This window comes from Gemmatimonas sp., assembly GCF_046594945.1.
Lineage (GTDB): Bacteria > Gemmatimonadota > Gemmatimonadetes > Gemmatimonadales > Gemmatimonadaceae > Gemmatimonas.
In genome coordinates this window covers 20,727-44,290 of record NZ_JBKJRB010000095.1, presented here as the reverse complement: position 1 = coordinate 44,290, position 23,564 = coordinate 20,727, and the positions used below count along the sequence as shown (strand labels likewise).

General features: G+C 66.5%; 22 protein-coding genes. 7 read left to right on the top strand and 15 right to left on the bottom strand.

From position 1 onward, the window contains the following. A partial coding sequence (locus tag ACLL97_RS11405) for a GlsB/YeaQ/YmgE family stress response membrane protein (protein WP_411280595.1) occupies window positions 1-256 on the top strand: 256 nt, incomplete at its 5' end. A gap of 144 nt (window positions 257-400) precedes the next feature. Continuing rightward, window positions 401-943 (top strand): YfiT family bacillithiol transferase, encoded by a 543-nt coding sequence (locus ACLL97_RS11400; protein WP_411280594.1) that lies wholly within the window; start codon window positions 401-403, stop codon window positions 941-943. A gap of 9 nt (window positions 944-952) precedes the next feature. Here the strand turns inward: ACLL97_RS11400 and ACLL97_RS11395 are convergent, their stop codons facing one another. Beyond that, entirely contained in the window at window positions 953-2,989 is a 2,037-nt protein-coding gene (locus ACLL97_RS11395; protein ID WP_411280593.1) for an Ig-like domain-containing protein, read from the bottom strand. Between the two features lie 199 nt (window positions 2,990-3,188). Between ACLL97_RS11395 and ACLL97_RS11390 the strand changes: the two genes are divergently transcribed. After that, a complete protein-coding gene (locus tag ACLL97_RS11390) occupies window positions 3,189-4,178 on the top strand; it encodes a TolB family protein (RefSeq protein WP_411280592.1) in 990 nt (329 codons plus the stop codon). Further along, window positions 4,175-5,086 carry an Ig-like domain-containing protein gene (locus tag ACLL97_RS11385; RefSeq protein WP_411280591.1) on the top strand — a complete coding sequence of 304 codons (912 nt, stop codon included), beginning with the start codon at window positions 4,175-4,177 and terminating at the stop codon, window positions 5,084-5,086. The genes ACLL97_RS11390 and ACLL97_RS11385 overlap by 4 nt, the downstream gene beginning before the upstream one ends. Before the next feature lie 100 nt (window positions 5,087-5,186). Here ACLL97_RS11385 and ACLL97_RS11380 read toward each other — a convergent pair whose 3' ends face one another. From ACLL97_RS11380 to ACLL97_RS11315, 14 genes are all read right to left on the bottom strand, one after another. Further along, window positions 5,187-6,497 (bottom strand): DUF1501 domain-containing protein, encoded by a 1,311-nt coding sequence (locus tag ACLL97_RS11380; RefSeq protein ID WP_411280590.1) that lies wholly within the window; start codon window positions 6,495-6,497, stop codon window positions 5,187-5,189. Between the two features lie 31 nt (window positions 6,498-6,528). Then, window positions 6,529-8,088 carry a DUF1800 domain-containing protein gene (locus ACLL97_RS11375; RefSeq protein ID WP_411280589.1) on the bottom strand — a complete coding sequence of 520 codons (1,560 nt, stop codon included), beginning with the start codon at window positions 8,086-8,088 and terminating at the stop codon, window positions 6,529-6,531. A gap of 192 nt (window positions 8,089-8,280) precedes the next feature. Continuing rightward, entirely contained in the window at window positions 8,281-9,615 is a 1,335-nt protein-coding gene (locus ACLL97_RS11370; protein ID WP_411280588.1) for a type II secretion system F family protein, read from the bottom strand. Continuing rightward, window positions 9,612-11,144, bottom strand: coding sequence for a GspE/PulE family protein (locus ACLL97_RS11365; protein WP_411280587.1), 1,533 nt, complete (start codon window positions 11,142-11,144; stop codon window positions 9,612-9,614). The genes ACLL97_RS11370 and ACLL97_RS11365 overlap by 4 nt, the downstream gene beginning before the upstream one ends. Beyond that, window positions 11,141-12,964 carry a secretin N-terminal domain-containing protein gene (locus tag ACLL97_RS11360; protein WP_411280586.1) on the bottom strand — a complete coding sequence of 608 codons (1,824 nt, stop codon included), beginning with the start codon at window positions 12,962-12,964 and terminating at the stop codon, window positions 11,141-11,143. The genes ACLL97_RS11365 and ACLL97_RS11360 overlap by 4 nt, the downstream gene beginning before the upstream one ends. Then, window positions 12,961-13,527 carry a hypothetical protein gene (locus ACLL97_RS11355; RefSeq protein WP_411280585.1) on the bottom strand — a complete coding sequence of 189 codons (567 nt, stop codon included), beginning with the start codon at window positions 13,525-13,527 and terminating at the stop codon, window positions 12,961-12,963. Before ACLL97_RS11355 ends, ACLL97_RS11360 begins: the two co-directional genes overlap by 4 nt. Continuing rightward, window positions 13,524-14,084 carry a GspMb/PilO family protein gene (locus ACLL97_RS11350; protein ID WP_411280584.1) on the bottom strand — a complete coding sequence of 187 codons (561 nt, stop codon included), beginning with the start codon at window positions 14,082-14,084 and terminating at the stop codon, window positions 13,524-13,526. The genes ACLL97_RS11355 and ACLL97_RS11350 overlap by 4 nt, the downstream gene beginning before the upstream one ends. Next, complete coding sequence (locus ACLL97_RS11345; RefSeq protein ID WP_411280583.1) at window positions 14,081-15,217, bottom strand: PilN domain-containing protein; 1,137 nt, start codon at window positions 15,215-15,217, stop codon at window positions 14,081-14,083. The genes ACLL97_RS11350 and ACLL97_RS11345 overlap by 4 nt, the downstream gene beginning before the upstream one ends. Continuing rightward, window positions 15,214-16,119, bottom strand: a complete 906-nt coding sequence (locus tag ACLL97_RS11340; protein WP_411280582.1) for a hypothetical protein — start codon at window positions 16,117-16,119, stop codon at window positions 15,214-15,216. The genes ACLL97_RS11345 and ACLL97_RS11340 overlap by 4 nt, the downstream gene beginning before the upstream one ends. Then, window positions 16,116-16,709, bottom strand: a complete 594-nt coding sequence (locus tag ACLL97_RS11335) for a type II secretion system protein J (protein ID WP_411280598.1) — start codon at window positions 16,707-16,709, stop codon at window positions 16,116-16,118. Before ACLL97_RS11335 ends, ACLL97_RS11340 begins: the two co-directional genes overlap by 4 nt. Further along, complete coding sequence (locus ACLL97_RS11330; protein WP_411280581.1) at window positions 16,709-17,002, bottom strand: hypothetical protein; 294 nt, start codon at window positions 17,000-17,002, stop codon at window positions 16,709-16,711. Before ACLL97_RS11330 ends, ACLL97_RS11335 begins: the two co-directional genes overlap by 1 nt. Continuing rightward, window positions 16,999-17,418, bottom strand: a complete 420-nt coding sequence (locus ACLL97_RS11325; protein ID WP_411280580.1) for a prepilin-type N-terminal cleavage/methylation domain-containing protein — start codon at window positions 17,416-17,418, stop codon at window positions 16,999-17,001. The genes ACLL97_RS11330 and ACLL97_RS11325 overlap by 4 nt, the downstream gene beginning before the upstream one ends. Before the next feature lie 64 nt (window positions 17,419-17,482). Further along, entirely contained in the window at window positions 17,483-18,250 is a 768-nt protein-coding gene (locus ACLL97_RS11320) for a hypothetical protein (RefSeq protein ID WP_411280579.1), read from the bottom strand. An 80-nt stretch (window positions 18,251-18,330) separates the two neighbouring features. Further along, a complete protein-coding gene (locus ACLL97_RS11315) occupies window positions 18,331-19,758 on the bottom strand; it encodes a S41 family peptidase (protein WP_411280578.1) in 1,428 nt (475 codons plus the stop codon). A gap of 299 nt (window positions 19,759-20,057) precedes the next feature. On the opposite strand from ACLL97_RS11315, the gene tal reads away from it, so the two are divergent. From tal to ACLL97_RS11300, 3 genes are read left to right on the top strand one after another with little or no spacing between them, the layout of a single operon-like run. Then, window positions 20,058-21,218 carry a transaldolase gene (gene tal, locus ACLL97_RS11310; protein ID WP_411280577.1) on the top strand — a complete coding sequence of 387 codons (1,161 nt, stop codon included), beginning with the start codon at window positions 20,058-20,060 and terminating at the stop codon, window positions 21,216-21,218. Next, complete coding sequence (gene pyk, locus ACLL97_RS11305; protein ID WP_411280576.1) at window positions 21,205-22,710, top strand: pyruvate kinase; 1,506 nt, start codon at window positions 21,205-21,207, stop codon at window positions 22,708-22,710. Before tal ends, pyk begins: the two co-directional genes overlap by 14 nt. A 46-nt stretch (window positions 22,711-22,756) precedes the next feature. Next, window positions 22,757-23,536 (top strand): MBL fold metallo-hydrolase, encoded by a 780-nt coding sequence (locus ACLL97_RS11300; protein WP_411280575.1) that lies wholly within the window; start codon window positions 22,757-22,759, stop codon window positions 23,534-23,536. Window positions 23,537-23,564 lie beyond the last annotated feature (28 nt).

Sequence of the window (23,564 nt, the reverse complement as noted above, 5' to 3'; positions counted from 1 at the left end):
GTCACTGTTGTGGACTGCTATCATCGGGCTGATTGCTGGCGCACTCGCCAAGGCGATCATGCCGGGCCGTGATCCGGGCGGCCTCATCATCACCATGCTCCTCGGCGTGGCCGGCGCTCTGCTCGGCACCTTTCTGGGTCGGACCGTCGGCTGGTATGAACCCGGCGAAGCCGCTGGACTCATCGCCGCCGTCGTGGGCGCTATTGCGTTGCTGTTTGTGTACCGCAGCATTGTCGGGCGTCGCTCGGTTAACTGAGCCGAGTGATCGAGGACCGTGACCTCGATGTAACGTCGGCATGGCGGCTGCACCGTCGCACCGGGTTCGCACCGTGGATAGTTTTCGCACTGTCCACGGTGTGGACGCGCTGTGTCTATTTCCGCCTTCCATCGGAGTCTCTCAATGTCCGGCACGCCTGACGTCGCTACCGACGCTCATCGCTATCCTATCGGTCGTTTTCAGCGACAGGCGGCATGTTCCGTCGAGCAGCGCGCCGCGTACATCAGGCGAATCGCCGAGCAGCCCGCCAATCTATCGGCGGCCATAAGCGGTCTCGATTCGGCCGATTATGCGGCGCCGTATCGTCCAGGTGGATGGACCGTTCGGCAGCTGGTGCATCACATGGCCGACAGTCACGCCAACGCCTACATCCGTGTGAAGCTGGCCTTGACCGAGCACGAGCCAACCATCAAACCGTACGATCAGGATGCATGGGTGGCGCTGGCCGACAGCGAGCTCGTGTCTCCGCTCGTCTCGCTGACGATGTTCACCGCCATTCATGAACGGCTGGTCGCGGTGCTGCAGTCACTCGAGCCCGCACAGTTCGCGCGAACGCTCGTGCACCCGGAGACCGGCCCGATGACGCTCGATCAGTTGGTCGCGCTGTACGCGTGGCACGGCGATCATCACGTGCGTCACATTCAGCTGTATCGCGAGTCGCGGTAGGCGATACGCTTACGGCTGTCCTTCCACGATACGCGCCCCTTCGCCTACGAGCGCGAGCCCCGACGTGTTGGGGATGCCGGACATGGCGTAGATGAAGCCGCGAGCCGGGGTGGTCAGCGTTTGCCACCCTGCGCCGGTGAAGCGGAGTACCGTGCCGCTGTCGCCGGCGGCGTAGACTTCGGTTGGACTGCGACCCCAGAGTGTGCGCAGGTCGCGAGTTGTCGGCGCCGGGAATCGCTCCCATGCCACGCCGTCGTACCGCAGCGCCGTTCCCGAATCGCCCACCACAAACACGTCCGTGGCGCTGGTACCCCAGACGGCGCGCAGTCGGCTGGTGGACGGCACGATCAACGACTGCCATCGGCCGCCGTCAAAGCGAAGTACGGTCCCAGCGTCGCCCACGGCGTACACGTTCGCGGGATCGCTGCCCCAGACCCCGCGCAGAAATCGCTGCGTGCCACTCTGCTGTGGAGTCCAGCCCGTGCCATTGGAGCGAAGAATGGTCCCGCTCTCGCCCACGATGACATGCTGGCCGCTGCCACTCCACACGGCGCGCAGCAGAAAGGTGGTCGGGGCCGATTCGCGTGACCAGGCGATGCCGTTGAATCGAAGCACCGACCCGGTGTCGCCAACCGCGACAATGTCGGTCGGTGAGTTTCCGCTTATGCCGTACAGATCATTCACCGACGGCACCGGTTCCTGCAGCCACGATGTACCGGCGCGACGATAGACGGCGCCGCCGAAGCCCACGGCGAACATCGCACCGCCGCCGGCGTTGCTACCGGCGCTACTACTTGCTCCGTACACCGAGAGCAGGGCAGGGTCGGATAACTCGGTGGTGGCAGTGGCGGCAGCGCCGGTACCACGCAATGTGACCACGGTGCCCCACCATCCGGCCAGCCGCAACGTGCCGTCGCCACGCGGCGCGATGGCCCGCAGGTTCTGTCCCGACCCGATCGACAGCGCGCGCCACGTAACGCCGTCGAAGTGATACGTCGCGCCACCGTTGCCCACCGCGTAGATATCGTTGAACGCGCGACCGCGCAGGGCAAACAAATTCGCGCGCCCCGGTGCCGTCACCGCACTCCACTGCACGCCGTCGAATCGCAGAATGGTGCCAAAAATGCCAACGGCGAAGACGTTACCCACACTCGTGCCCCACACATCGAAGAGCGGATTCGCGGTCGGCACGGACATGCGCTGCCAGCTCGTGCCGTTCGAACGCAGGATCACGCCATTGTTGCCGACGACGAACACGTTCGTGCCGTTCGCACCCCAGATGCCCCACAGATCTTCGGTCACGGGGGTGGGCTGCGGGCTCCACGTCGTGCCATCGAAATGCAAGATCGTCCCGCGATCGCCGGCGATGAACACGTCGTTGGCGGCGAGTCCCCAGACTTCGAGCAGCGTTACCGTGGTGCCGCTCGAGACCGGCGCGAAGCTCACCCCATCGCCATGATACAGCACGCCGCCGGCCCCGACGATCCAGATATCCGTGGGCGACGAGCCCCACACGCCAGTCAAGGTTTCGGTGGTGTTGAGCGAGATCACTTCCCACGGACCGCTCGTGCGCGACCGCAGCATGATGCCGTTCTGTCCCACCGCGTAGCTGCTCCCCGCGCCGTCATCCCAGAGACCGAGAATGGTGACGTCGGAGAACCCGGGGCGCGCGAGGCGCCATTGGGCGATGCCGGGCGCCGACCCGCTCACCCCGACCTGCACGAGCGCGATAAGCGAGCCCGACGTGGCCGTGATCTTCGCCGAACCGGGCGCGACCGCGCGGATCACACCCGACGCGTCAACCGTAGCCGTCGCCGGCGCATCGCTCCGCCACGCGATCTGTGGGTTGGCGACCAATTGTCCTGTGCTATCGCGCGCCTCCAGGGCGATGCTACGCTGCTGACCGGCTTGCAGGTTCACCGACGCTGGCGAAGCAATCAGGCTGCGGATCGACGTGCCGCCACCCGGCGGTGGCGTGACTGCCGTCGGTCCGCTGTCTCGGCACGCGCCCACTGCGACGAGCGTGGAGGTAAGCACAGCCAGCATCGCGCTGCGAGAAAGTCCGCAAGGAAGCGTACGAGTCAGCACGCGAAGCATCGTCGGGAAGAAGCGAGAGCGGTGCGAAGAAGGCCCCATGGTGTACGGAGGCTAGCGCCTCGCGCTATGCGGACGCAACGGTCAGTCCGTAGCTTTCGGAGATCACTCTGGCGTTGGTGACGTGCGCCCTCTTTTCCCTTCGCTTCGTATGAATTCTGTCCCGTTGTTTCGTCGCTGGTCCGTCGCGCCGACACTGTTCTGCACGCTCGGCGTGGCGGTGCCGTCCCGCGCGGTCGCGCAAGTTACCACTGCCGGTTCGACCGCTGGTCTGACCGCCAGACCCGCGCCGCCCGATCCTGACGTATTTCTGCTGCCGCTCGCGGGACGAGGGGACGCGCTCAAGATCGGCGTGCCGGTCAACGTGTCGCGCCGCACCGGGTACGATAACCAGCCGGCCTTCGCGCGCGATTCGCGAGCGTTATTCTTCACGTCGAACCGCGGCGACGGACAGAGCGACATTTACGTCCACGACGTCAGCACAGGACTCACCGGCCCGCTTCGTGCCACGAAGCCGGAGAGCGAATACTCAGCCATGCCGACGCTCGATGGACAATCGATCACGGTAATTCGCGTGGAGGCCGACTCCACCCAGCGGCTCGCGCAATTTCCCACCGATGGCTCGGCGCCGAGGGTGCTTTTCCCAGCCATCAAGCCGGTCGGGTACTTCGCACAAGCCGATGACAGCACGTGGGCGATGTTTGTGCTCGGTGCGCCCGCCACGCTGCGACTGGCGCGTACGGGTGCGGGCCGTGAACTCACCACCGGCGACGAGATTGCCAGCAACGTAGGACGTTCGTTGCATCGCATTCCCGGTACCGCGCACGTGAGCTACGTGCAGAAGGGCGCCGCCGCGTGGTACGTGATGCGACTCGATCCCGCCTCACGTCGGGTCGACACCTTGATCGCGTTGCCGACGGGCAGCGAAGACGTGGCTTGGGTGGACAGCACGACACTGCTCGTGGGCAGTGGCACCCAGTTGATGCAGTGGCGGCGGGGCGCCGCGGCGTGGAACGCGTTGGGCGATCTCGCCTTCGCGCAGCTCACGAACATCACGCGTTTGGCCGTGAGTCCGAATGGTCAGTGGCTCGCGCTGGTCGCCGAGCCGAAGGCGCGGACCGCAACGCGATCGCTTCGATGACGACCATCGTCAGGAGACTTACGCGCTGGGGCGCGTTCGCCGGCGTGACGCTGCTCGGGGCATGTGGAGACAGTACGGCCGGCGGCCCTCCGCCACCCGCGGCCGTCGTGTCACGTGTGGATCTGTCGGCCGCCACGACGGCGCTCACGCCGTTGCAAACCGTGCAATTTTCGGCAGTGGCGCGAACGTCGGGTGGCGACGTGGTGAGCAATGCACAGCCGGTGTGGACGTCCACGGCACCGAGCATCGCGTCGGTGAACGCGTCGGGAATCGTGACCGGTGTTGCTGTCGGGTCGGCGACCATTCGTGCGACCGTGGGTGCCGTGAGCGGCACGCTCGATGTCACGGTTGCGTCGGGCGCGGGCGTGCTCGCCACCATCGTCGTGAGCGCGCAAGATCGCACCATCCCGTTGGGTCAGCTCACGCAGGCCAGCATTAGCGGCCGCGACGCAGTCGGCGGCACCGTGGCACTCGGCACCCGCGTTGTCACGTGGAGCACCGGCAACTCATCGATCGCGACGGTTACATCGGCCGGTGTCGTGACCGGGGTGGGCGTGGGGACCGTCAGTCTGCAGGCCTCGGTCGCCGACGGCGCCGTACCAAAAACCGGCAGCGTGCAGTTGACCGTGAACAGTATTCCCAACGCACCGATCTCCGCCGATGTGGTTATGCCAGGGCTCACCTTCAGCCCCGTCGAGACGGTGGTAAAGCAGGGCGGCACGGTGCGGTTCATCTTCCCCGCGTTAGCGCACAACGTGATCTGGGATCCGCGGCTCGCGGGATCCCCGACGGACATCAATACCACCAGTAATGTCACGGTCTCCCGCACGTTCCCGTCGGTCGGTGTGTTTCCGTTCAAGTGCACGCTGCATCCGGGCATGGACGGTACGGTGATCGTGAGTCCGTAGGGCGCGTGCGGATTCACGCGCACCATGCACCAAGGGCGCACCCGACCGTCGGGTGCGCCCTTGGTGCATCGTCTACTCGCGCGACGCGGGTGGCACGACGCTACGCCTTGGTAACGTTGCGGAAGCGTGGCGTAAAGTCGGGGAACACCACCGACAGGTTGCTGTTGCCAAGTCGGTTCTGCACGATCTCGGCGAGAATATCGCGGTGATCGAGCGTGACGCGAAGATCCTGACCATTCTCGAGATTCTCTCGCGCCAGTCCGGGCCAGCCGTTGGTAAGCACGCGACCACCGTTGATCTTCTTGCCCATCGCGAAGGCGACGTTGCCGCGACCATGGTCGGTGCCGCGGTTCCCGTTCTCGCGCGCATTACGACCGAACTCGGAGATCACCACCACGGTCACGCCGTACGACGTGGTGCCCTGAATGAGGTCGGCGTGGAAGGCAGCGAGGGCGTTCGCGAGATCGAGCATCCTTATATGCATGAAGCCACCGTCGAGCGTCGCTATCGGTCCTTGCGTGGCGTGCGTGTCCCAGCCACCGCTGAACGCGTGCACCGCCTCGACGCCGACATCGGCCTTGATCAGCGCGGCGGTTGAACGCAGTGCCTGACCCAATCCGCTGGTCGGATAGACGGCGCCATTCACCGGCGCGTAGCCGGTGAAGTTGATCCGCTGCAACAGCGCAATCGTGTTCGTGGCATCCAGTGCGTTGTCCGCCACTGGATTCACCGTGCCGCTGTGATTCGCCGACAGCCACTGCGCCCGCGCGGTGGACGTCGTCGCATTGCCACCGATCGAGAAGTTGGTGGGATTCGGGATAGGTAGGGTCTTCGGTCCGCCCGACAACGTCTGCGGCAGGCCCGACGTGAAGCTGAGCGCGCGCAGCGGAGCATCGCTCCGCAGCGGTGTGCTGGTCGCGAGATGTCGACCAAGCCAGCCACCCGTGATGCGTGGGTCCCGCGGCTTGCCGAGCTCCATGTATCGCTGCGCATCGAAATGCGAGCGCGAGTTGTCGACGGAGCCGGTCGCGTGGGCCACCAGCAAGTCGCCGTTGCTGTACGCCGGCATCAATGGCGCCATGCCGGGCGAAAAGCCGAAGAAGTCGTCGAGTGCGACCGCCTTTGGACCCGTGCCTGCGGCATCGGGACGGGCGATCGCGATGTTCGGACGGCCCGTGTAATAGTCCGGGTCACCGAACGGCACGACCATGGACATTCCGTCGGTGCCGCCGCTGAGGAACACGGAAACGATGATGTCGCGGCTGCCGTTCGACGTTTGCGCCAGCACGACCTTGGGAAGCCATGTCGGCAGCAGGGCGCTTACGCCCACCCCACCGGCCAGCGTCAGGAAATCGCGACGCGCCAGCTGCTGGTATTCCTGGCACCCGTCTTCTGTCGATTCAGCACTCATGTGGCGACTCGGCTCACGTGAAAAGAGGGCATCAGAACCACTGGTACTCCTGCGCACTGCCGGCGAGTGAAATCGTTTCGCGCACCCGTGCATCACTGTAGGTACCGCCACCCAGATACGCGATCAGCTGCGTGCGCAGCGCCGGCGGAAGCTCGCCGCCGAACATGCGGGTGGCGATCTGCGCCACCACCCCATCGGTCGTGTCGGGCACCCGGAACAGTGCCGAATCCACGCGCGTCGTCGTCGCGCTGGTTTGCGTCGACAGATACTGCATGTACGACCAGCGCGTGATCACGAGTCCGCTCCACCAGTCCACACGATCTGGATACCCGTTGGGCTGTTCCCACTGAAACACCGGCATCCCCATCTGGTCGGCGCGCTGACGTGCCGATCGGATGTTGTTGATCGTGGCCCCCATGCCGCGCAGCGCCGAAATACCGAGGTGGAAGGGACGCTTGTACTTGGCCGGTGCCGCCAACAGGTTCTTGCCCGACAGAATCGTGCGGATCATCGCCGTGATGTCGCCGCCCGTGGACAGATACGTCGCGGCCGTCGCATCCACGACCGCCTGCGGCGGCTCGTAGGCCAGCAGCCAGCGCGCCATCTTGAGCGAAATGTAGGCGGCCGTGCTCGGATGCTCGATGAGCATCTGAATCGCGGTGTCACCTTCGGCCTTCATCTGCACGTCGGTCGCCGTGGCCAGCATCGCTGGGAACGCCCGGCCGAGAAACGTCTTGGCGTTCCGATCGTGGAAGTTGCGATTGAACGAGAAGATGCCGGCCCCGGCGGTGGTCCACCCGGTGAGAATGCGCGACAGCTCCGCCACGTCGGTCTGCGAGTAGCCACCGCTCACACCCAGTGTGTGCAGCTCCATGATTTCGCGTGCGTAGTTCTGATTCGGCGTCGGCGTGCGGCTGCGATTCTGGTCGAGATACACCAGCATCGCGCCGCTCTGCGCGGTGGCGCGCAACAGCTCGGGAAACGTCCGCATCGCGTTGACACGGATCACGTCGCGATCGTCGATCAGTTTCAGGTACCCGACCTTGTTCAGACTGATCGTGAAATGGTCGGTCCAAAACTCCACCATGCGTTCTCGCAATTGCGCTTTCGAAAACGCGGCGCGATACCACGTGGCGTCGGCGAGCTGATTGGCGACTTCATTGCCATCCTGAGTCGCTAGCGTCGCGGACACCATCTGCGTCATCGGGAGGCGCGCGGCGATGATCGCCTCGATCGCGCTGTCGTCGATGTCGGTGGCACGAAGTTGGTAGTCGAGGTAGCCGGCGTACCCCAGTCGACGCGCGAGGGCGACTTCCTCTGGGTTCACTCCCATCGTGATACGACGGACAAGGCGGAGTACCGGATCGCTCCAGGCTGCCGACGGATCCGCCGCGTTGCTCGCCGACTGCCCATTTGGAAACGGACTGCTGCCGCGGCTCTTCGGGCGCTGCGCCTCGAGGGTCTGGGCCGCGGCGAGTCCGGCCGCCGCCGCTGCGCCGAGCGTAAAGAATCGGCGACGACTCGGACGGCTGTCGTTTACGGTCGCGGCATCGCTCACTGGTTCCGGATTTTCAACGTCGTTCGTCGGCATGTCAGTTTGCGGAAAGGGCGACTGGGGAGACTCTGCTTCGTGGCCGCGCACACGTACCTGCCTAAATGCTCGGGATTGAGGGCTCCGCTGTCAACGCCGAAACCTGCTAAGACTGCATCCGGTTGGCGCCGTCGGCGACCATGGAGTGATTGCTGGCCCAGGTGGTGACGCCTGTCCCCTCTTTCCAGACGCTCAAAAGCTGCTGGCGTTAATGCCGTAGATCGCCTGCAGCAGTGCGAGGGCTACGAACCCGACCACGCCGCCGAAGCCGAGGATCATCACCGGCTCGATCAGCGCGACGGCACTCGTGATCACCCGCTGGACCTGATCGCTCGCCGTCGTCGCGGCGCGACGGGCCAACGGCGCCAGCGCTCCGCCCTGTTCGCCGGCTTCAAGCAGTCTCGTCGCCAGTGGAGTCAAGGACCCGGCTAGGGCCTGCGCTACCGAGCCGCCGTCGCGCACGATCACCTCGGCGCGGGACAGCCGCTCGGCGAGGTCGTCGTTGCCCACGGTCCCGCGCGCCAGGGACATCGCGCGCAGCAAAGGCACGCCAGACTCGAGGGCCATCGCCAGCGTGCCGAGATAGTTGGCGGCGGCGTGCTCACGTTCGAAGCGACCGACCAGCGGCCAGTGCAAGCGGGCGGCATGCCAGCGCCGGCGCCGCGCCGCATCCTGCAGCGACTGGCGCCCGGCTGTACCGGCCACCACGAACGCCGCCACCAGCAGCCAGCCAAAACGGGAGAGCAGGGCACTCAGACCGATCAGCATCCGCGTGCTGGCCGGCACCGTGCCGCCGGCGCCGGCGATCAAGTCGGCGAAACGCGGCACGACCACCACCAGAATGACCAGCGTGCCCACGGTCGACGCGATCGCCAAGAGTGTGGGGTACACCAACGCCGCGCGTACGCGGGAGCGGAGCCGACCCTCCTGTTCGAGATCGTCGGCCAAACGGGCGACGGTGTCCGCCATGCTCCCCGACGCCTCGGCAGCGGCCAGCAAAGGGGCATACGCGCGTGGAAGTTCCTCCACGCGAGCCGCCGCTTCGGACAGCGACTCGCCGCGTGTCACGGCCTCCCGCAGCCCGCCAAAGATTCGTTGCCAGCGCGGGTCCGTCTCCCCCGAGGCGGCGAAGGCCAAGGCGCGTTCGAGCGGTACTCCCGCCTCCAATAGGGTGGCAACCGACCGCGTCAGCATCGCCAGCGACTCGTTGCCATCCGTGGTGCGGCGCACGAGGCGATCCAGCAAACTCGCGGGCGTCCCCACGGCCGAAGCCGTCGATGACGCACCCCCCGCTGCCGTGGCCCCCGTTGCCGTGGCCCCCGTTGCCGTGGCCCCCGTTGCCGTCAGCGCCGCGGTCGCGCCCGTGGGTTCGAGTTCGATCACCCACAAGGCGCGTCGGCGCAAAAGATCGACCGCCGCCTCCACCGTAGCTGCGTCGACCTCGCCGCGCGTCATCGCGCCCTGAGCATCGACCGCCTGATAACGCCATCGCGTCGTACCCGCCGACGCCGTCGGGCGGCCAGTCACGCGCTGTCGTCCTCGCTCACCATGCGGTCCACTTCGTCGATCGTGGTGTCGCCGGCGGCCACACCGCGCCAGCCGTCGTCGCGCAACGAGCAAACGCCGCGGGTCCGAACCATCGACCGCAGTTCCACCAGCGACGCGCCGTTCGTGAACGCACCGCGCAGGCCATCGTCGAGCACGAGCAGCTCGGCGATGGCCACGCGACCTCGGAATCCAGTACCGGCGCAGGGCGCACAGCCTACGCCTTCGCGCAACCGGGTGATCGGCACGCGAGACTCGGCGGTGCGCACCCGCTCCTGCTCCGTGAGCGCGCGCCACGCCCCGCAGTGGGCACACACCCGACGGACCAACCGCTGCGCCAGCACTCCTTGTAGCGTCGCACTCAGCAGGTAAGGAGGCACGCCCATCTCCTGCAATCGCGCCAGCGCTGCGGTGGCATCGGTGGTGTGCACGGTACTCAACACCAGGTGGCCCGTCAGCGCGGCCTGCACCGCAATATCCGCCGTCTCCGCGTCGCGCAGTTCGCCCACCAGGATCACGTCGGGATCGTGTCGGAGAATGGCGCGCAACGCGTTCGGAAATCCGAATCCCGCCCGCGCGTTCACGGGCAACTGCACGACGCCGTCCAGACGGTACTCCACCGGGTCTTCCACCGTGACCACCTTCACGCCGGGCGTGCTGCGTTCGCGCAGCGCCGCGTACAGCGTGGTCGTCTTGCCCGACCCGGTCGGACCACTCACCAACAGCAAGCCCGATGGGCGTCGCAGTAGGGTACGCCATTGCGCGAGGACATCGGCACTGAGCCCCAGCGCTTCCAGCGACGAGGGTTGCTCGGCGTGCCCGCCATCGAGCAAGCGCAACACCATGCTCTCGCCGTGCAAGGCGGGCAGCGTGGAAATGCGTATGTCGAGTTCTCGGTCGCCCACCCGCACGCGAGCGCGACCGTCTTGCGGCAGGCGTCGTTCGGCAATGTCGAGACCCGCCAGTACCTTCAGCCGCGAGATGACGGCCGTGCGGAACTCGGCGCCAAGCTGCTGGGCGTCACGCAACACGCCGTCGAGCCGCATGCGCACCCGCAAGCCATCAGGGCGCGATTCCACGTGGACATCGCTGGCACCGGCGCGTGACGCTTCGGCCAGCATGGCGTTCACCACCTGAATCACCGGTTCGCGCGAGGCCAGCGCTCGCAAATCGTCCAGCGATTCGGTGAGCTCGCCGCGAAGCAGCTCGCCGCGAAGCAACGCACCGCCGCCGATCGCGGTGACCGCAGCGGTCGGCGCCACGCGCGGCGCCGACAGAATCGCGGCCCGGATGTCGCCGGCGCCAAACGGCACCACGCGCACGTCGGCGTCGAAGGCGCGCTCCAATGCATCCTGCACGGCGGCGGCGATCACGCCATCGGCCGCCACCAGCAGCGTGCCGTTCTCCAGGTCGAGCGGCAACACGGCGTGCTCCTCCAGCCACCGCGCCGGCACTCGCCCCGCCAGCGCACCGGCCGCCGCCGCCCGCAAGTCACGGGCATCGCCACTCATGCGGGTGGCTTCCGGGTAAGCGGCGTGCCGTCGAGCGCGCCCGGCGACCGATCTTCCAGGCGCTTCTTCACCCGCTCACGAATCGCATCGGCATCGGCGTCGGAGCGCACGAGATACGGCGTCACGAAGATCGCGAGCTCCGTGCGCTGACGCGTGCTGGACTGCCGCCTGAACAGCGCCCCCAAGAACGGAATGTCCATGAGTAGCGGAATCCCCTGTTCCTGGGTCTGACGCGTCTCGCCGATCAGGCCCGCGATCACGACCGTCTGCCCATCGCGCAGAATGGCGCGCGTCGATGCTTCGCGGGTGGAAATCACGGGGGCGCTCTGGGCCGCCGCCACGGTTTGCGACGTGAGCGAACTCACCTCCTGCAGCAGCTGCACCGAGATGTAGCCGTCGTCGTTGATGGTCGGAATGATCGACAACTTCGTGCCCACATCCTGATACTGAATCGCGCGGTCGATCGAGATGTCGTTGCCCAGCCGTGTGGATGCCACGAACGGCACCTTGCTCCCTACCAGGATCGACGCTTCCCGATTGTTGGCGGCGATAATCTCCGGTGTGGACAGCACTCGCACCTCGCTGGTGGATGCGATTGCTCGAAGCATTGCGCGCACGCCCGTGCCATCCAACCGGACCAGGCGCAATAAGGCGGAGGTGGAACCGGTATCAGGGATCTCCGGGTTGCCGAACTGCGCCTGCACGTCGCCGCCGCGATTCACGGCCGACCAGTCTACGCCGAACTCGGAACCGCGGCCCAGCGCGATCTCCGCCACCGTCACCTCGAACAGCACCTGCGACGGACGCGTGTCGAGCGCGTCGATCGTTTCGCGCAGCAATGGATAGTTCGGTGGTGCGGTGCGAATGACCAACGCGTTGGTGGGCGCATTGGCCACGATGGTCGTGCGCCCCACCAGCAAGCCCGACGCGGAATCCCGCGGTGTGGCGGCTTGCGAAGCGCCCATCTGCTGCGTGATTGCGTTGGCACCACTCATCCCACCCGAGTTCCGCGTGCGGAAGGTCTCCGCCTCGCGAGCTCGGAACGAATCGAGCGCGCGTGACAGCGAACGATCGGCCAGCGAGCCGCCACCGGTGTTCGCGACCTGCGCGCCATACAACTGCCCCAGCGCACCGGCCAAGTCGTCGGCGGAGGCATACTTCAGATTCACGACGTAGGTGCGAAGTCCCGACTCGCCCGCCGGTGCGGCGTCGAGCGTGCGCAGCAGCTCGAGATATCGCGCCACGTTCGCGCCGCGATCGGTGATCAGCAGTGCGTTCGAGCGCGCGATCGTTTCGATACGCGCCCCTTTGCCCATCAGCGCGCGCAGTGCATCTGCCCCCTCGTCGGCGCGAATCGATTGCAGCGGCACCAACTGCGTGACCAGACCTAGCGGCGGCGGGTCGGGAAAAGTGAAGCCGGTACGCAATGACCCGGTGGCCGGTGCCTTCGCGCTTGGCAGCACCTGCGCTACCGTGCCACTAGGCACCAGCATCAATTCGTGCGATTCCAGCAGCGACTCGAGAATGCGCTCGAGCTCCGCGGTGTTGAGCGGTGTCGGTGTGGCGAAGGTCACGCGAACATCCGGTATGTCGCTCATCAACACGGTGCGTCCCAGCATCGTGGCCAACGTGCGGATCACGTCGGCCAATCGCGCGTTGGCGAAATCGAGCGTGGTCGCGCGCAACGCCGAAACCGGTGCTTTCGCTGGCCGCTGCGTCTGCGCCTGCAGAGCGTGGTTTCCGAGTGACAATGCCACAGGACCAAGCAGGACGCCGAACGCGGTGAAGCGCCAGGTTCGGGGAAGCGGTAAGACGTTCACGGCTCGTTCTCGCTGGAATCCGGCACGACGCGGGACAGACGCAGAGTGCGTGTCCCGCTGGAACTTGAAATCACGACGCGATCACGGCCGATGCGCACCACGCGCACACCGCCGGATGATTCGCCCACCCCAAGCAGACGCGGCGGCTCGCTCGCCGAACGTGCCTGCAGCAGCGCGCGGAGCGAACCGTCAACTGACACGATCCCGAACAGCCGCGGCCCGGCACCGACATCCGCCGGCGCGAAGGCACCAGCACCCGCGTCGAGCGTCGACGGCATCGGCGGTGTGGGCTCGGATCCCGGCGCCACAAAGCGCGCCGTCGGAGCTTTCCGACTGGCGCTGAAGGCGTTGGTGCGTACAATCTCGTAGCGCACAGATTCGATCGTCGCTCCGGTGTTGCTCGACGCCAGCGATGACGCGCCACCCGTGGGCGGCAGGCGTATCTCGGCGGGCACTACAATCGTGGTCGCCGGCCACACCAGCATGATGACGGTGAGCACCGCGCACACCACGGCGAAGGCGTCCAGCACACGGTACCCGCGCCAGTCGCGTCTCGCGCTCATTCCATCACCATGGGGGCGCGGACCTCAAGCGTCACGCGCAGCACGTCGGGTGCGCCACGTAACGCCGAATTGATCTGCACGGTGAGTCGTTCCACCGCGGTGATGCGCGGCGCGTTGGCCAGCTGCGCGAGCAGGGAGGCAAGTCCGTGAATGTCACCGTAGGCCGACAAGCTGGCCGTCAGGTCGCCGTCGCTCGTGAGGTCGGGCCCGATGTCCACCCGATCGACCACCAGACCGCTCGCATCGGCCGCGCCCTGCAGCAGCGCTTGCAGCGCGCTAGCTCCCAATGCAGGGGACCGTGCGTGAATCACGCGGCGCGCGCCGCCAGCCAGCAGCACTTCTCGTGACGACGCCGCAACTTCCAGCTCGCTGGCGTGCTGTTGCATGCCCTTCAGGTGCGCCACCTGCGCGTGGACGCGATTGAGCTGGCGCTCACGGTCGCGCCATCGCGCGACGGCCGGCAATAGGCCATACGTGACCAGCAGCGAGAGCGCGAGCACGACAAGGCCGCCCATTACCACCCGGCGCTCCCGCGACGGCGCCCGCAACATGGTCATCGGGCACCTCGTGCCGCGGCCGGCTCGCTGGCCGTCCGGAAGACGATTGAGAAGGAGCTACGCGATCGTCCGTTCTCGAGATAGCGCAGACTGGGAGCTGCCGCGCGTACCGCGACGAACTGGGCGTCGGCGTCGAGCAGTGGCACCAAGGCCGCCGCATCATTCACGCTTCCGTCGATGCGCCACTCGGTACCGTTCCACTCGAGTCGCTGAATGAACGCGTCGCGAGGGAGCAGGCCACCGAGTCGTGCCAGCACGGCCGGTGGCGCATCGGGAAGTGCAGCGCGACGATCTGCCTCCGCGATCGCGGAGTGCTCCTGGACTGCGCGCACCAATCGTTCCTGCGCGGCGCGGGCGCCGGCGGTCGACACCTCCAACAACTGGGCGTCACGCTGCAAGCCGACCAGCTGCCGCTCGCGCCAGCGATCCACACTCCACGCCAGCAGCACGAGCGCGGCCGCCGCGACCGCTGCCGATTGCCACCAGCGTCGGGTACGCTGCCGCTGCCGGCGCGCGCGCATCGAGGCGTCAAGCAGCTGCCGGTCGAGCGCGCCCGCCGAGGCCCGCCAGGCACCGCCCGCGAGGTCCGTGATCATCAGCTGGCGCGCGGTGTCCGACACGCTGCCACGCGCTCGTCGGGCCTCGTGCACCCGGCCGTCGCGAATGGTGAGCTGCCCGGTAGCGCCCGGCCCGGCGGGCACCGCCCATCGACCGTCATGCCCGGCTCCCGCGGCCGCTTCGCCCACCGTCACCACCGCCTCTACCGGACTCCACGCTGACAGCGCGTCGATCCACGACGCCAGCAACGCGCTCGGCATCGCGAACGCGATACCGCCATCGGTGGCCACGGCCGCCGACTCGCCGAGCGCGAAGTAGCGGTCGCTGTCGCGCTGGAGCATGCGTACGCGGACATCGTTCGGGACCGGTGGAAGCGCCGGCTCCGCGATCTCCAGAAACGCGAGTCCAACGATCACCACTAACGACGTCGGCGCGCCGAACACCGCCCGCAGCGCATCCACCAGAGGCCCTGGTGCCTCGGGATGCCACGGCACGCGCGACGCACCGCCTGCGCCCTCACGAGCCAGCGCGTACACTGCGTCCGGTTCCAGCAAGAGACACACCGCGCGGCTCATCGATCCTGCTCCCGCCACCGCACGAGCCGTAGCTCCGTGCCGTTCACGTCGAACACCGCCTGAATCTCGCGGGTCAGCACGTGCCCGAGCCGCCAGCCGCGCGAGATCAGTAGCAGCCGTGACGGTCGATCCACCAGCGTGCCGGTGGCCGACGCCAGCACCCGCCGCGACGCGGTGCGTCGATTCACGCGACCGTCGCCATCAACGGTGAGATCGGTGGCGATGGCATCGAGCCATTCCGCTTTCATTCCCGGCACCGTGAGTAGCTCGTCGAGCGACGTGAATGGCCGCAGAGCGCGTGACGTCGGCTCGCGCCCTAGCATCGTCGCGGCGACCGAATCACGCTGCCAGCGCTGCCGCTGTCCCGCGTCGTAGGCCAACGACGATCCCAATGCCGCTCCGTGCACGCGGGACTCGATCGCCGCCGCTACCCGCCGTGCGTCAGCGGGTGGCGCCACGGTCGCCAACAGCTGTTGCCATCCCTCGGCACCGGCCGCGTTCACGTCGAGCCGCGCGCTGACGTCGACCACGGCCGTCGCGAAGACACCGTCGATGAGCGTGTCCTGCACGAGCGCCCCGCTGCCCGAGGTCAGTGCATCGAAGACGCGGTCGACGCGTGCCGAGTCGGCCCCCGCGTCACGGAGCTCCACTTCAATGCGCGATCGAGCTGCCAGCACGCCACTCTCGGCCATCGCCCTCGCCGTGACTTGCGACCGTCGGTTGTCCACCACCGCTGCCGCCTGACGCGCGCGGCTGCTCGCGATCGCGGTCACGCTGGCGAGAACCGCGATGGTGACCAGCGCGACGACCAGTGCCGCGCCACGACTTGTCCTGTCACTTGCGCCGCGTCTCGCGCCACTACGCGCGCCGCGCCGAATTTGCTGACGATGAGTCGCGGTCATGAGCGCGGCCGCTCCAATGGCGCGAGCAGCACGCGCAGCGGTATGGGCGCCGCGCTCGACGGAAGCTGCCACGTGAGTTCAATGGCGCGGGGACGGTCCTGCGCGATCGGCCAGTCGGCGCGCCAGGTCGGCGATTCCAGCGCCGACGCATGGTCCAGAACGCGCACTTCGAACCCGCTCACTGCGGAGAGTGTAGCGGTGAGCGACGTCGACTCGCGGTCAGGACCGGTTGGTGTGGCGCGCACCTCGAGCACCGAGTCGCGTACGGCGACCTCCACCACCCAGATCCCACCGGTACCGTACGGTTCGCGGACGCCGTTCGACAGGAAGCGCAGCACCGGCGACCCCCCAGCACGCTCGACGACTAGCAACGGTTCATCGACCTGCTCGGCCGCCGGTGCATGGCGCAGCATGTCGGTGAGCAGGGCACGAACGCGACTGTCGGATTCGGTGCGCGCTTCGTGCGTTACAATGCGCGCGACGGTACTGCGCGCGGACGACAATGCCATACCCGCCGTCGTGAGCGCGAGGCCGGTCACCGTGATCGCGACGATCACTTCCAGCAGGGTGAATCCGCGGCACCGGCGCATCACGGGATGCGCTCCACGAGACGCGTGAGCCGAAAACTCGCACCGCCTGTCATCGGGACATCCACCTCGATCAATTCGAGGCCGTCGCGCCACGGATGGCGCGCGATGCGCGTGGTGTTCGACGCCAGTCCGCCACTACTTACCGTCGCCAGTTCCGACTCGGCGCGCGACACGGCCTGCGTCCACGCTGCACTCTTTTGCTGCAGGGCGGCCGCGCCGCGGGTCGCATCAAGACACACGACGGCGGTGACCGCGAGCAAGAGGCTGGCGATGAGCGACTCGAGGAGCGTCACCGTGACACTCGATCGGTTACGGAATGTGTCGGGACGGAGCGGCACCTGAGCATGTCGAACGACACGCCGGAACCCGCGATGTCGCTGCCGGGGCGGCAGGTGCCGAGGGCATCGACCCGTATCGAGACCGGCTCATCGGGCGCCGCACTATGTCCGGTTTCGATGATGTCGGTGCCGTCGCGGGCCGCCAGAACCCAGCTGCCGTCGGCGTCCACCCGCAGGCGTAACTCTTCGCCGCGACGGATCGCTTCACGCCGCGCCGTCTGTGTCAGCCCGTCGAGCGCGCTCCCTTCGGCGGCGCGCGGTGACCGCCACGCCAACGGCACAATCGCGGTGGTGATCGCGAGAATCACGAGCACCACCAGAAGTTCGAGCAATGTCAGCCCCGCTCGGGGATGGGACAGGAGGGCGCGCACAGTGCCTCAATCTCGGAGGCGATCGGGGGAAGTCAACAAAACGACCGCCCCCGGACGTACTCCGTCACTTCTTGATCAACGGCTTGACGGCATCCGGAATGTCAAAAGCGCTGGCTGGCGCCCCGTTGATCACCACGTTGGTGATCGTCATGAGCAACTTGTTCGCGCCCATGCTCACCTCGGTCTTCGTCGGGAACTTCACGCCACCGAACTCCTTGTAGTCGGAGAGCGTCGACGAGACCTGCATCGTCCCCATCTGCGACTCCTGCACCGTCTCGGCGCCCACGATCAGTCCCGTGGCGACGGAGAAGTACTGCGTCGTCTCGCGTCCCGACTCCTTGCGGACGAGTTTGAGTTTATAGCTCTTTTCGCCGTTGAAGTCGACCACGCCGAGATTCTCCATCTTGGAGAAGCGGTCCACGGGGTAGAGCATATTGCCGTAGAAATCGGCGCCCTCAAGCGTTTGCGCCAGTTCCTTGTCACTCAGGAGACGCGGTCCCTGCATAGGATTTGCATCCCACGCAATCTCGCCGTTCGTGCCTTGCAGCATCTCGCCGACACCCGGAATGGTGCTCTTGGTGGCCATCTTGTTGGGCGCCGCCTGATACGCCTCGACTTCGGCCGTGAGCCCAACCGCCGGTACCTGCATCGTGGACGTTTGCTTGAGCGACGTGATCTTCATGATCGCATCCTTGCCCCCGATGGCGGCCACGTACTTTGCGATCACGTCCGCCGCCGCCGGCCAGGCCGCCGGCGACGCTTGCGCCGAAAGAGAGCCCGAGGACAACAGCAGGGCCGCCGCCGCGACCGCAAACGCACGAAGTGCCTTCATGTGTAGCATCTCCAAAAACGAGAGGTGAATGACCAACCAGTTGAGTCCAACGCGAGCGATACCTCCGTACTCCCGACTCCTTACTGCTTTTCCCTTCGCATCGTCGCCCACGTAATCGCCGCGTCCAACGCCGGATCGCGCCTCGCCAACAGCGCCTCGCGCGTGAGCGGGACCACGCGATCCGGCGTCACACCGGCCCCTTCCAGCGGCTGGCCGAACGGGTTCAAAAAGTCGGCAATGGCATGATACAGGATATCGCCATTGGGCAGCCGCTCGGGCACTGACGGCAAGGCCTGTCCCGCGGTTTGTACCCCGAAAACCCGCGCCCGGCCAAGGGCCTGCATTCCGCCGGCAAAGATCTCAGTCGTGCTAATCGACAGTTCGTCCACCACGATCGCCAGCGGACCTGCAAACGGTGACACGCCGCGAGCACGTGTATCCACCCGACGTGGATTGGCCACAAACTTGAGCGTGGCGCCGCGCTGTACCATCGTGCCGATGGTGCGCGTGCTGTCCAGAAAATGGCCCGCAATCCCCATCGACATACCGCCCACGCCGCCGAAGTTGCCGCGGAGGTCAAGAATGATGGCGTCGGCCGCGCGCAAGGAGTCGATCGCGGCGTCGAACTGCGGGGACAAGATTGGCATCCAGATGTTGAAGCGGATGATGCCCACCGTCTTGCCGGCCGACTTCACCCGTTCGAACGCGAGCTGCGCGTTCATGGCGGGCAGGTTGCCGAACTTGGCCACCGCACCGGGCTCGGGTGCGCGCGCCAGGCGTACCGTCCGGTCTGTACCGCGGCCATCCGTGAACACTACCGTGGCGGTGTCTCCCACCGCGCCGGCCAGCGCCTGCGTGGCAATCGCGTAGGCCGTCAGCGCTTCCCGCCGGAAGTCCGGCTCCTTCGGCATCCGGGCCAGTCGCGCCGACATCGGGCACCCGTTCACCGACTGCACTCGCCAGCCGGTCTGCACGCCGGCCCGCGCCGCCGGTCCCTCCCGATCGAGCTGGGCAATCACAATCGTGCGATCCAGATAGCGGACCTCGGCGCCGATCGAGCCGCTCCGGTCGGGTGCCGGCGCACCACCGGAGCTACTGGCGGAGCCACTCCCCGTGGCGTCGGCGATCTCGCGCGGGATAATCGAAAAGTGCGACTGATTGAGTCGGCCCACCATGTCCGACAGTACCGTCCGCAACTGGCCGGTCGTCGTGGCCGCCGCCGCCTTTGGGCGGAGTTCAGCTCGCACGGCCGTCCAGTTCACGCCATGGTAGGTCGTGTCCCAGTGCGTGCGCCCGATGATGCTCCACGCGCTGTCGAAGGTGACCAACGGGTCCGCCACCGGCATCGCAGCCAGCGAGGTGGACACCGTACCCGCCGCCGGGCCGCAGGCGGCCGGCATGGGAGGCAGCGCAGCCGACGTACCGGACCCACCAGCGGTCTTGCTCGGTGTCTGAACAGGTATGGTTGGCACTACCGTGCCGCGGCAGGCCGCCAGAAGAGACGCCACCAAAAAGGGGGCCGCCAACGGGAGAGACGGCGCCAAGCGCCGTGGGCGCGAGATCAGGCGTCGGGACGCGGACAGGCGCATGGAGTCGGGGGCAAGGTGGTGAGGCACTCTGGACGAATACGACCAGAGGTGAGGAGTGTTTCATCGAAATGTGGCATTTCGGTAGTCGGAATGGGCCGACAGCACAGAAAACGACGACTATTGAACATCAGATACTCAACGGCCTCGCCCGGGAGCGGTGTAGCACATTACCATGAATGGTTGTGCGGTCACTCTATGTTCGCGCCTTATCCAATACCATGTCTACTCGTCTCCACGCGCTGCACGCGGCCGGGCAGTCGCTCTGGCTCGACTATATCGATCGGGCCATGCTCTCCAACGGCGATCTGTCGCGACGAATTCGCGAGGACGCGCTCACGGGACAGACCTCTAACCCGACGATCTTCGAGAAGGCCCTCGCGGAGGGAGTTGCCTACGATGCACAGCTCGCGACGCTCGACAGGTCTCGATCCGATCGTGAGGCGTTCGAACTGGTCGCCACGACCGACGTGCGCGATGCCTGTGATGCCTTCCGCGTCGTGTATCAGCGCACCGACGCCATCGATGGCTATGTGTCGCTCGAAGTGTCGCCCGATCTGGCACGCGACACGACGGGCACGGTAGCCGAGGCTCGACGCCTCTGGCAGATTGTCGATCGTCCGAACCTCATGATTAAGGTGCCGGGCACGCCCGAGGGCGCCGACGCGATCCGTGAACTCATCGCCGACGGTATCAACGTGAACGTCACGCTGCTTTTCGCGATCGACGCGCACGCCCGCGTTATCGAGGCGTTCATAGCCGGTCTCGAAGACCGCGCCGCCGCTGGAAAGCCGGTCGCGCGGATCGCGTCGGTGGCCAGCTTCTTCGTTAGCCGCGTGGACTCCGCGATCGACCGGCAGCTCGCGGCGATGGCCACGGCCAATCCGGCCGCCGCCGAGACGCTGAACGCGCTGCAGGGTCGCGCCGCAATCGCCAATGCGAAGCTTGCGTATCGCCTCTTCACCGCCAGCTTTTCGAGTGCCCGCTGGACGGCGCTCGCGGCGCAGGGGGCGCAGGTGCAGCGCCCGCTGTGGGCCAGCACCAGCACCAAGAACGCCGCCTATCGCGACGTGATCTATGTCGAAGAATTGATCGGCGCCAACACCGTGAACACGCTGCCACCGGCCACGCTCGAAGCGTTCCGCGATCATGGGGAAGTCCGGGGCTCGGTCACGGAGAACCTGATGGACGCCGAGCGCGTGCTCGCGGCGCTCGAATCGCACGGCGTGTCAGTGCAGGCGGTGACCGATACGCTGCTCGCCGAGGGGCTGGCGTCGTTCGAGCACTCGTTCGTTACACTATTGTCGGGCCTGAATCGCAAACGCGCCGCGCTTGCGTCTGCTGCGTCTTCCACCGGAGTCCCCGCTGTTGCCAGCCTCTGATGATGTCCTGACGATCCCGCGCACGGGTCCTGAGCGCGCGGCCGCCTCGACGACAGGCGACTCCGCCCCGTCGACGTTCCATCGCGTGCACGTGCCTCGCACAAAAATCGTGGGCACGCTCGGTCCAGCCAGCAGTTCGGCCGAAGGCGTGCGGGCGCTGATCGAGGCCGGACTCGACGTCGCGCGTATCAACTTTTCGCACGGAACGCACGAGCAGCACGCCCGTACGATCGCGACCGTGCGCGAAGTGGCGGAACAACTGGGCCGCCCGGTGGCGATCCTGGGTGACCTGCAGGGGCCGCGTATCCGCATCGGCGTGCTCCCCGAAAAGCGCGAACTCGAACCCGGCACCTCCGTCGTGCTGGTGCCCGAGGAAATCGCCGCCGGTGACGAGATCCCGATCACGTACGCCGATCTGTGTCACGACGTCGCTCCGGGCAATCGCGTCCTGATCAACGACGGGCTCTTCGAGCTGGTCGTCACCAAGGTCGAGGCGCCTCGTGTCACGGCAACGGTCGTGCACGGTGGACTCCTCTCCAGCAACAAGGGGATGAATCTCCCCGGCATCGCCGTGTCGGCCCCCTCGCTCACCGAGAAAGATCGCGCCGACCTCATCTTCGCCGTGGAACACGAGCTCGACGCCGTGGCGCTCAGCTTCGTACGCAAGGCGCAGGACATCGAAGAACTGCGTGAGCTGATTCCAAAGTCGATGCTCATCTGCGCGAAGATCGAAAAGGACATCGCGCTGCAAAACATCGAAGAGATCATGAAGGCCACCGACGCGGTGATGGTGGCGCGTGGTGATCTCGGCGTGGAACTGCCGTACGAGCAGGTGCCGAACGCGCAGAAGGACATTATCGCGCTCGCTAATCGCATGGGCCGCCCGGTCATTACGGCCACGCAGATGCTCGAGTCGATGATCGACAACCCGCGCCCCACACGCGCCGAAGCCAGCGACGTCGCCAACGCCATCCTCGATGGTACTGATGCGGTGATGCTTTCGGCCGAGACGGCGGCCGGTCACTATCCGCGTCTCGCGGTCGAAGCGATGCGTCGCATCATTACGGAAATCGAGACCCATCCGCGTCCCGGTATTGCCAATCGGTCCGACCGCCGCACCACCAGTGGTGTGAACACCGAAGAGGCCATCGCCGCCGCAACGGTGGCCGCGGTGCGCATGCTCGAGTCTCCGCTCGTCGTGGTCTTCACGAAGAGTGGATTTACGGCGCGCATTGTCTCGTCGCATCGGCCGAGTGTGCCGATTCTCGCCCTCACCGATGAGCCGCGTGTGTGCCGCCAGCTATCGCTGGTCTGGGGTGTCGTGCCGCGCTTGGTGCCCACCGCGCGCGGATACGATCACATGGTGGCCATGGCCTTGCGCGAAGCACTCGACATGAGTCTCGTCACCAAGGGTGACCGCGTACTGGTCACGGCCGGCGTGCCATTCGACGTGCCGGGAACTACCAACCTGCTCAAGGTCGAAACGGTGTGATCCGGCCTGCCGGAGTCGCGCACGGGTGCGGTCGCTGACCACATCCGTGCGTCTCACTTTTCTGGGAACCGGCACGAGCTTCGGCGTGCCGCAAATCGGTTGCGGCTGTGCGGTGTGCCGTTCCACCGATCCACGTGACAAACGCACGCGCTGCGGCGCCGTGATCGAAACGGGAAGCGGCACGCGCTTGCTGATCGATACGCCGCCTGAGCTGCGACTGCAGCTCGTAGCGGCTGGAATCGACGACATCGATGCGGTGCTCTACACGCACGAACACGCCGATCACATCCACGGCATCGACGACCTGCGCGCTTTCACCATCCGTCGCGCCACGGCGCTCCCGCTGTACGGGGAAGCGGCCACGCTGAACACGTTGCGCGCGCGCTTCCCCTACATCATGGACGAACAGTTCCGTCCGTTGCCCGGCACGACGCGGCCCGAAGGCACTCTCGTGCCGATTCATCCCGGCGTGCCCTTCACTGTGAATGGCACCGACGTGCTGCCAATCGCGGTGCCGCATGGGCGTGCGTCGGTCGTCGGCTATCGCGTAGGAGACATCGCCTACATCACCGACGCAAAACTGCTTCCGGACACCGCGCGCGCGGCGCTGGTCGGCGTTCGTGTCCTCGTGCTCAATGCGTTACTGCGTCACTCGCATCCCACGCACCTGTCCGTCGCCGAGGCGGTAACGGTGGCGCAGGAGATCGGTGCCGAGCGCACGTTCCTCACGCATCTCACGCACGAGAATTCGCATGCGGAGCTCGCTGCCGAATTGCCCGACGGCATTGCGCCCGCGTACGATGGTTTGGTGGTGAGCATCTCGTAGCTTCGTTCATGATCATCGTTCAGCCTCA

Coding starts and splice junctions, on each gene's coding strand:
- ACLL97_RS11355 (WP_411280585.1), bottom strand. CDS start 13,527: ATGAGCGCGAGACGCGACTGGCGCGGGTACCGTGTGCTGGACGCCTTC.
- ACLL97_RS11365 (WP_411280587.1), bottom strand. CDS start 11,144: ATGAGTGGCGATGCCCGTGACTTGCGGGCGGCGGCGGCCGGTGCGCTG.
- ACLL97_RS11320 (WP_411280579.1), bottom strand. CDS start 18,250: ATGAAGGCACTTCGTGCGTTTGCGGTCGCGGCGGCGGCCCTGCTGTTG.
- ACLL97_RS11350 (WP_411280584.1), bottom strand. CDS start 14,084: ATGACCATGTTGCGGGCGCCGTCGCGGGAGCGCCGGGTGGTAATGGGC.
- ACLL97_RS11380 (WP_411280590.1), bottom strand. CDS start 6,497: ATGAGTGCTGAATCGACAGAAGACGGGTGCCAGGAATACCAGCAGCTG.
- ACLL97_RS11390 (WP_411280592.1), top strand. CDS start 3,189: ATGAATTCTGTCCCGTTGTTTCGTCGCTGGTCCGTCGCGCCGACACTG.
- ACLL97_RS11375 (WP_411280589.1), bottom strand. CDS start 8,088: ATGCCGACGAACGACGTTGAAAATCCGGAACCAGTGAGCGATGCCGCG.
- ACLL97_RS11335 (WP_411280598.1), bottom strand. CDS start 16,709: ATGCGCCGGTGCCGCGGATTCACCCTGCTGGAAGTGATCGTCGCGATC.
- ACLL97_RS11340 (WP_411280582.1), bottom strand. CDS start 16,119: ATGACCGCGACTCATCGTCAGCAAATTCGGCGCGGCGCGCGTAGTGGC.
- ACLL97_RS11345 (WP_411280583.1), bottom strand. CDS start 15,217: ATGAGCCGCGCGGTGTGTCTCTTGCTGGAACCGGACGCAGTGTACGCG.
- ACLL97_RS11395 (WP_411280593.1), bottom strand. CDS start 2,989: ATGCTGGCTGTGCTTACCTCCACGCTCGTCGCAGTGGGCGCGTGCCGA.
- ACLL97_RS11385 (WP_411280591.1), top strand. CDS start 4,175: ATGACGACCATCGTCAGGAGACTTACGCGCTGGGGCGCGTTCGCCGGC.
- tal (WP_411280577.1), top strand. CDS start 20,058: ATGTCTACTCGTCTCCACGCGCTGCACGCGGCCGGGCAGTCGCTCTGG.
- ACLL97_RS11400 (WP_411280594.1), top strand. CDS start 401: ATGTCCGGCACGCCTGACGTCGCTACCGACGCTCATCGCTATCCTATC.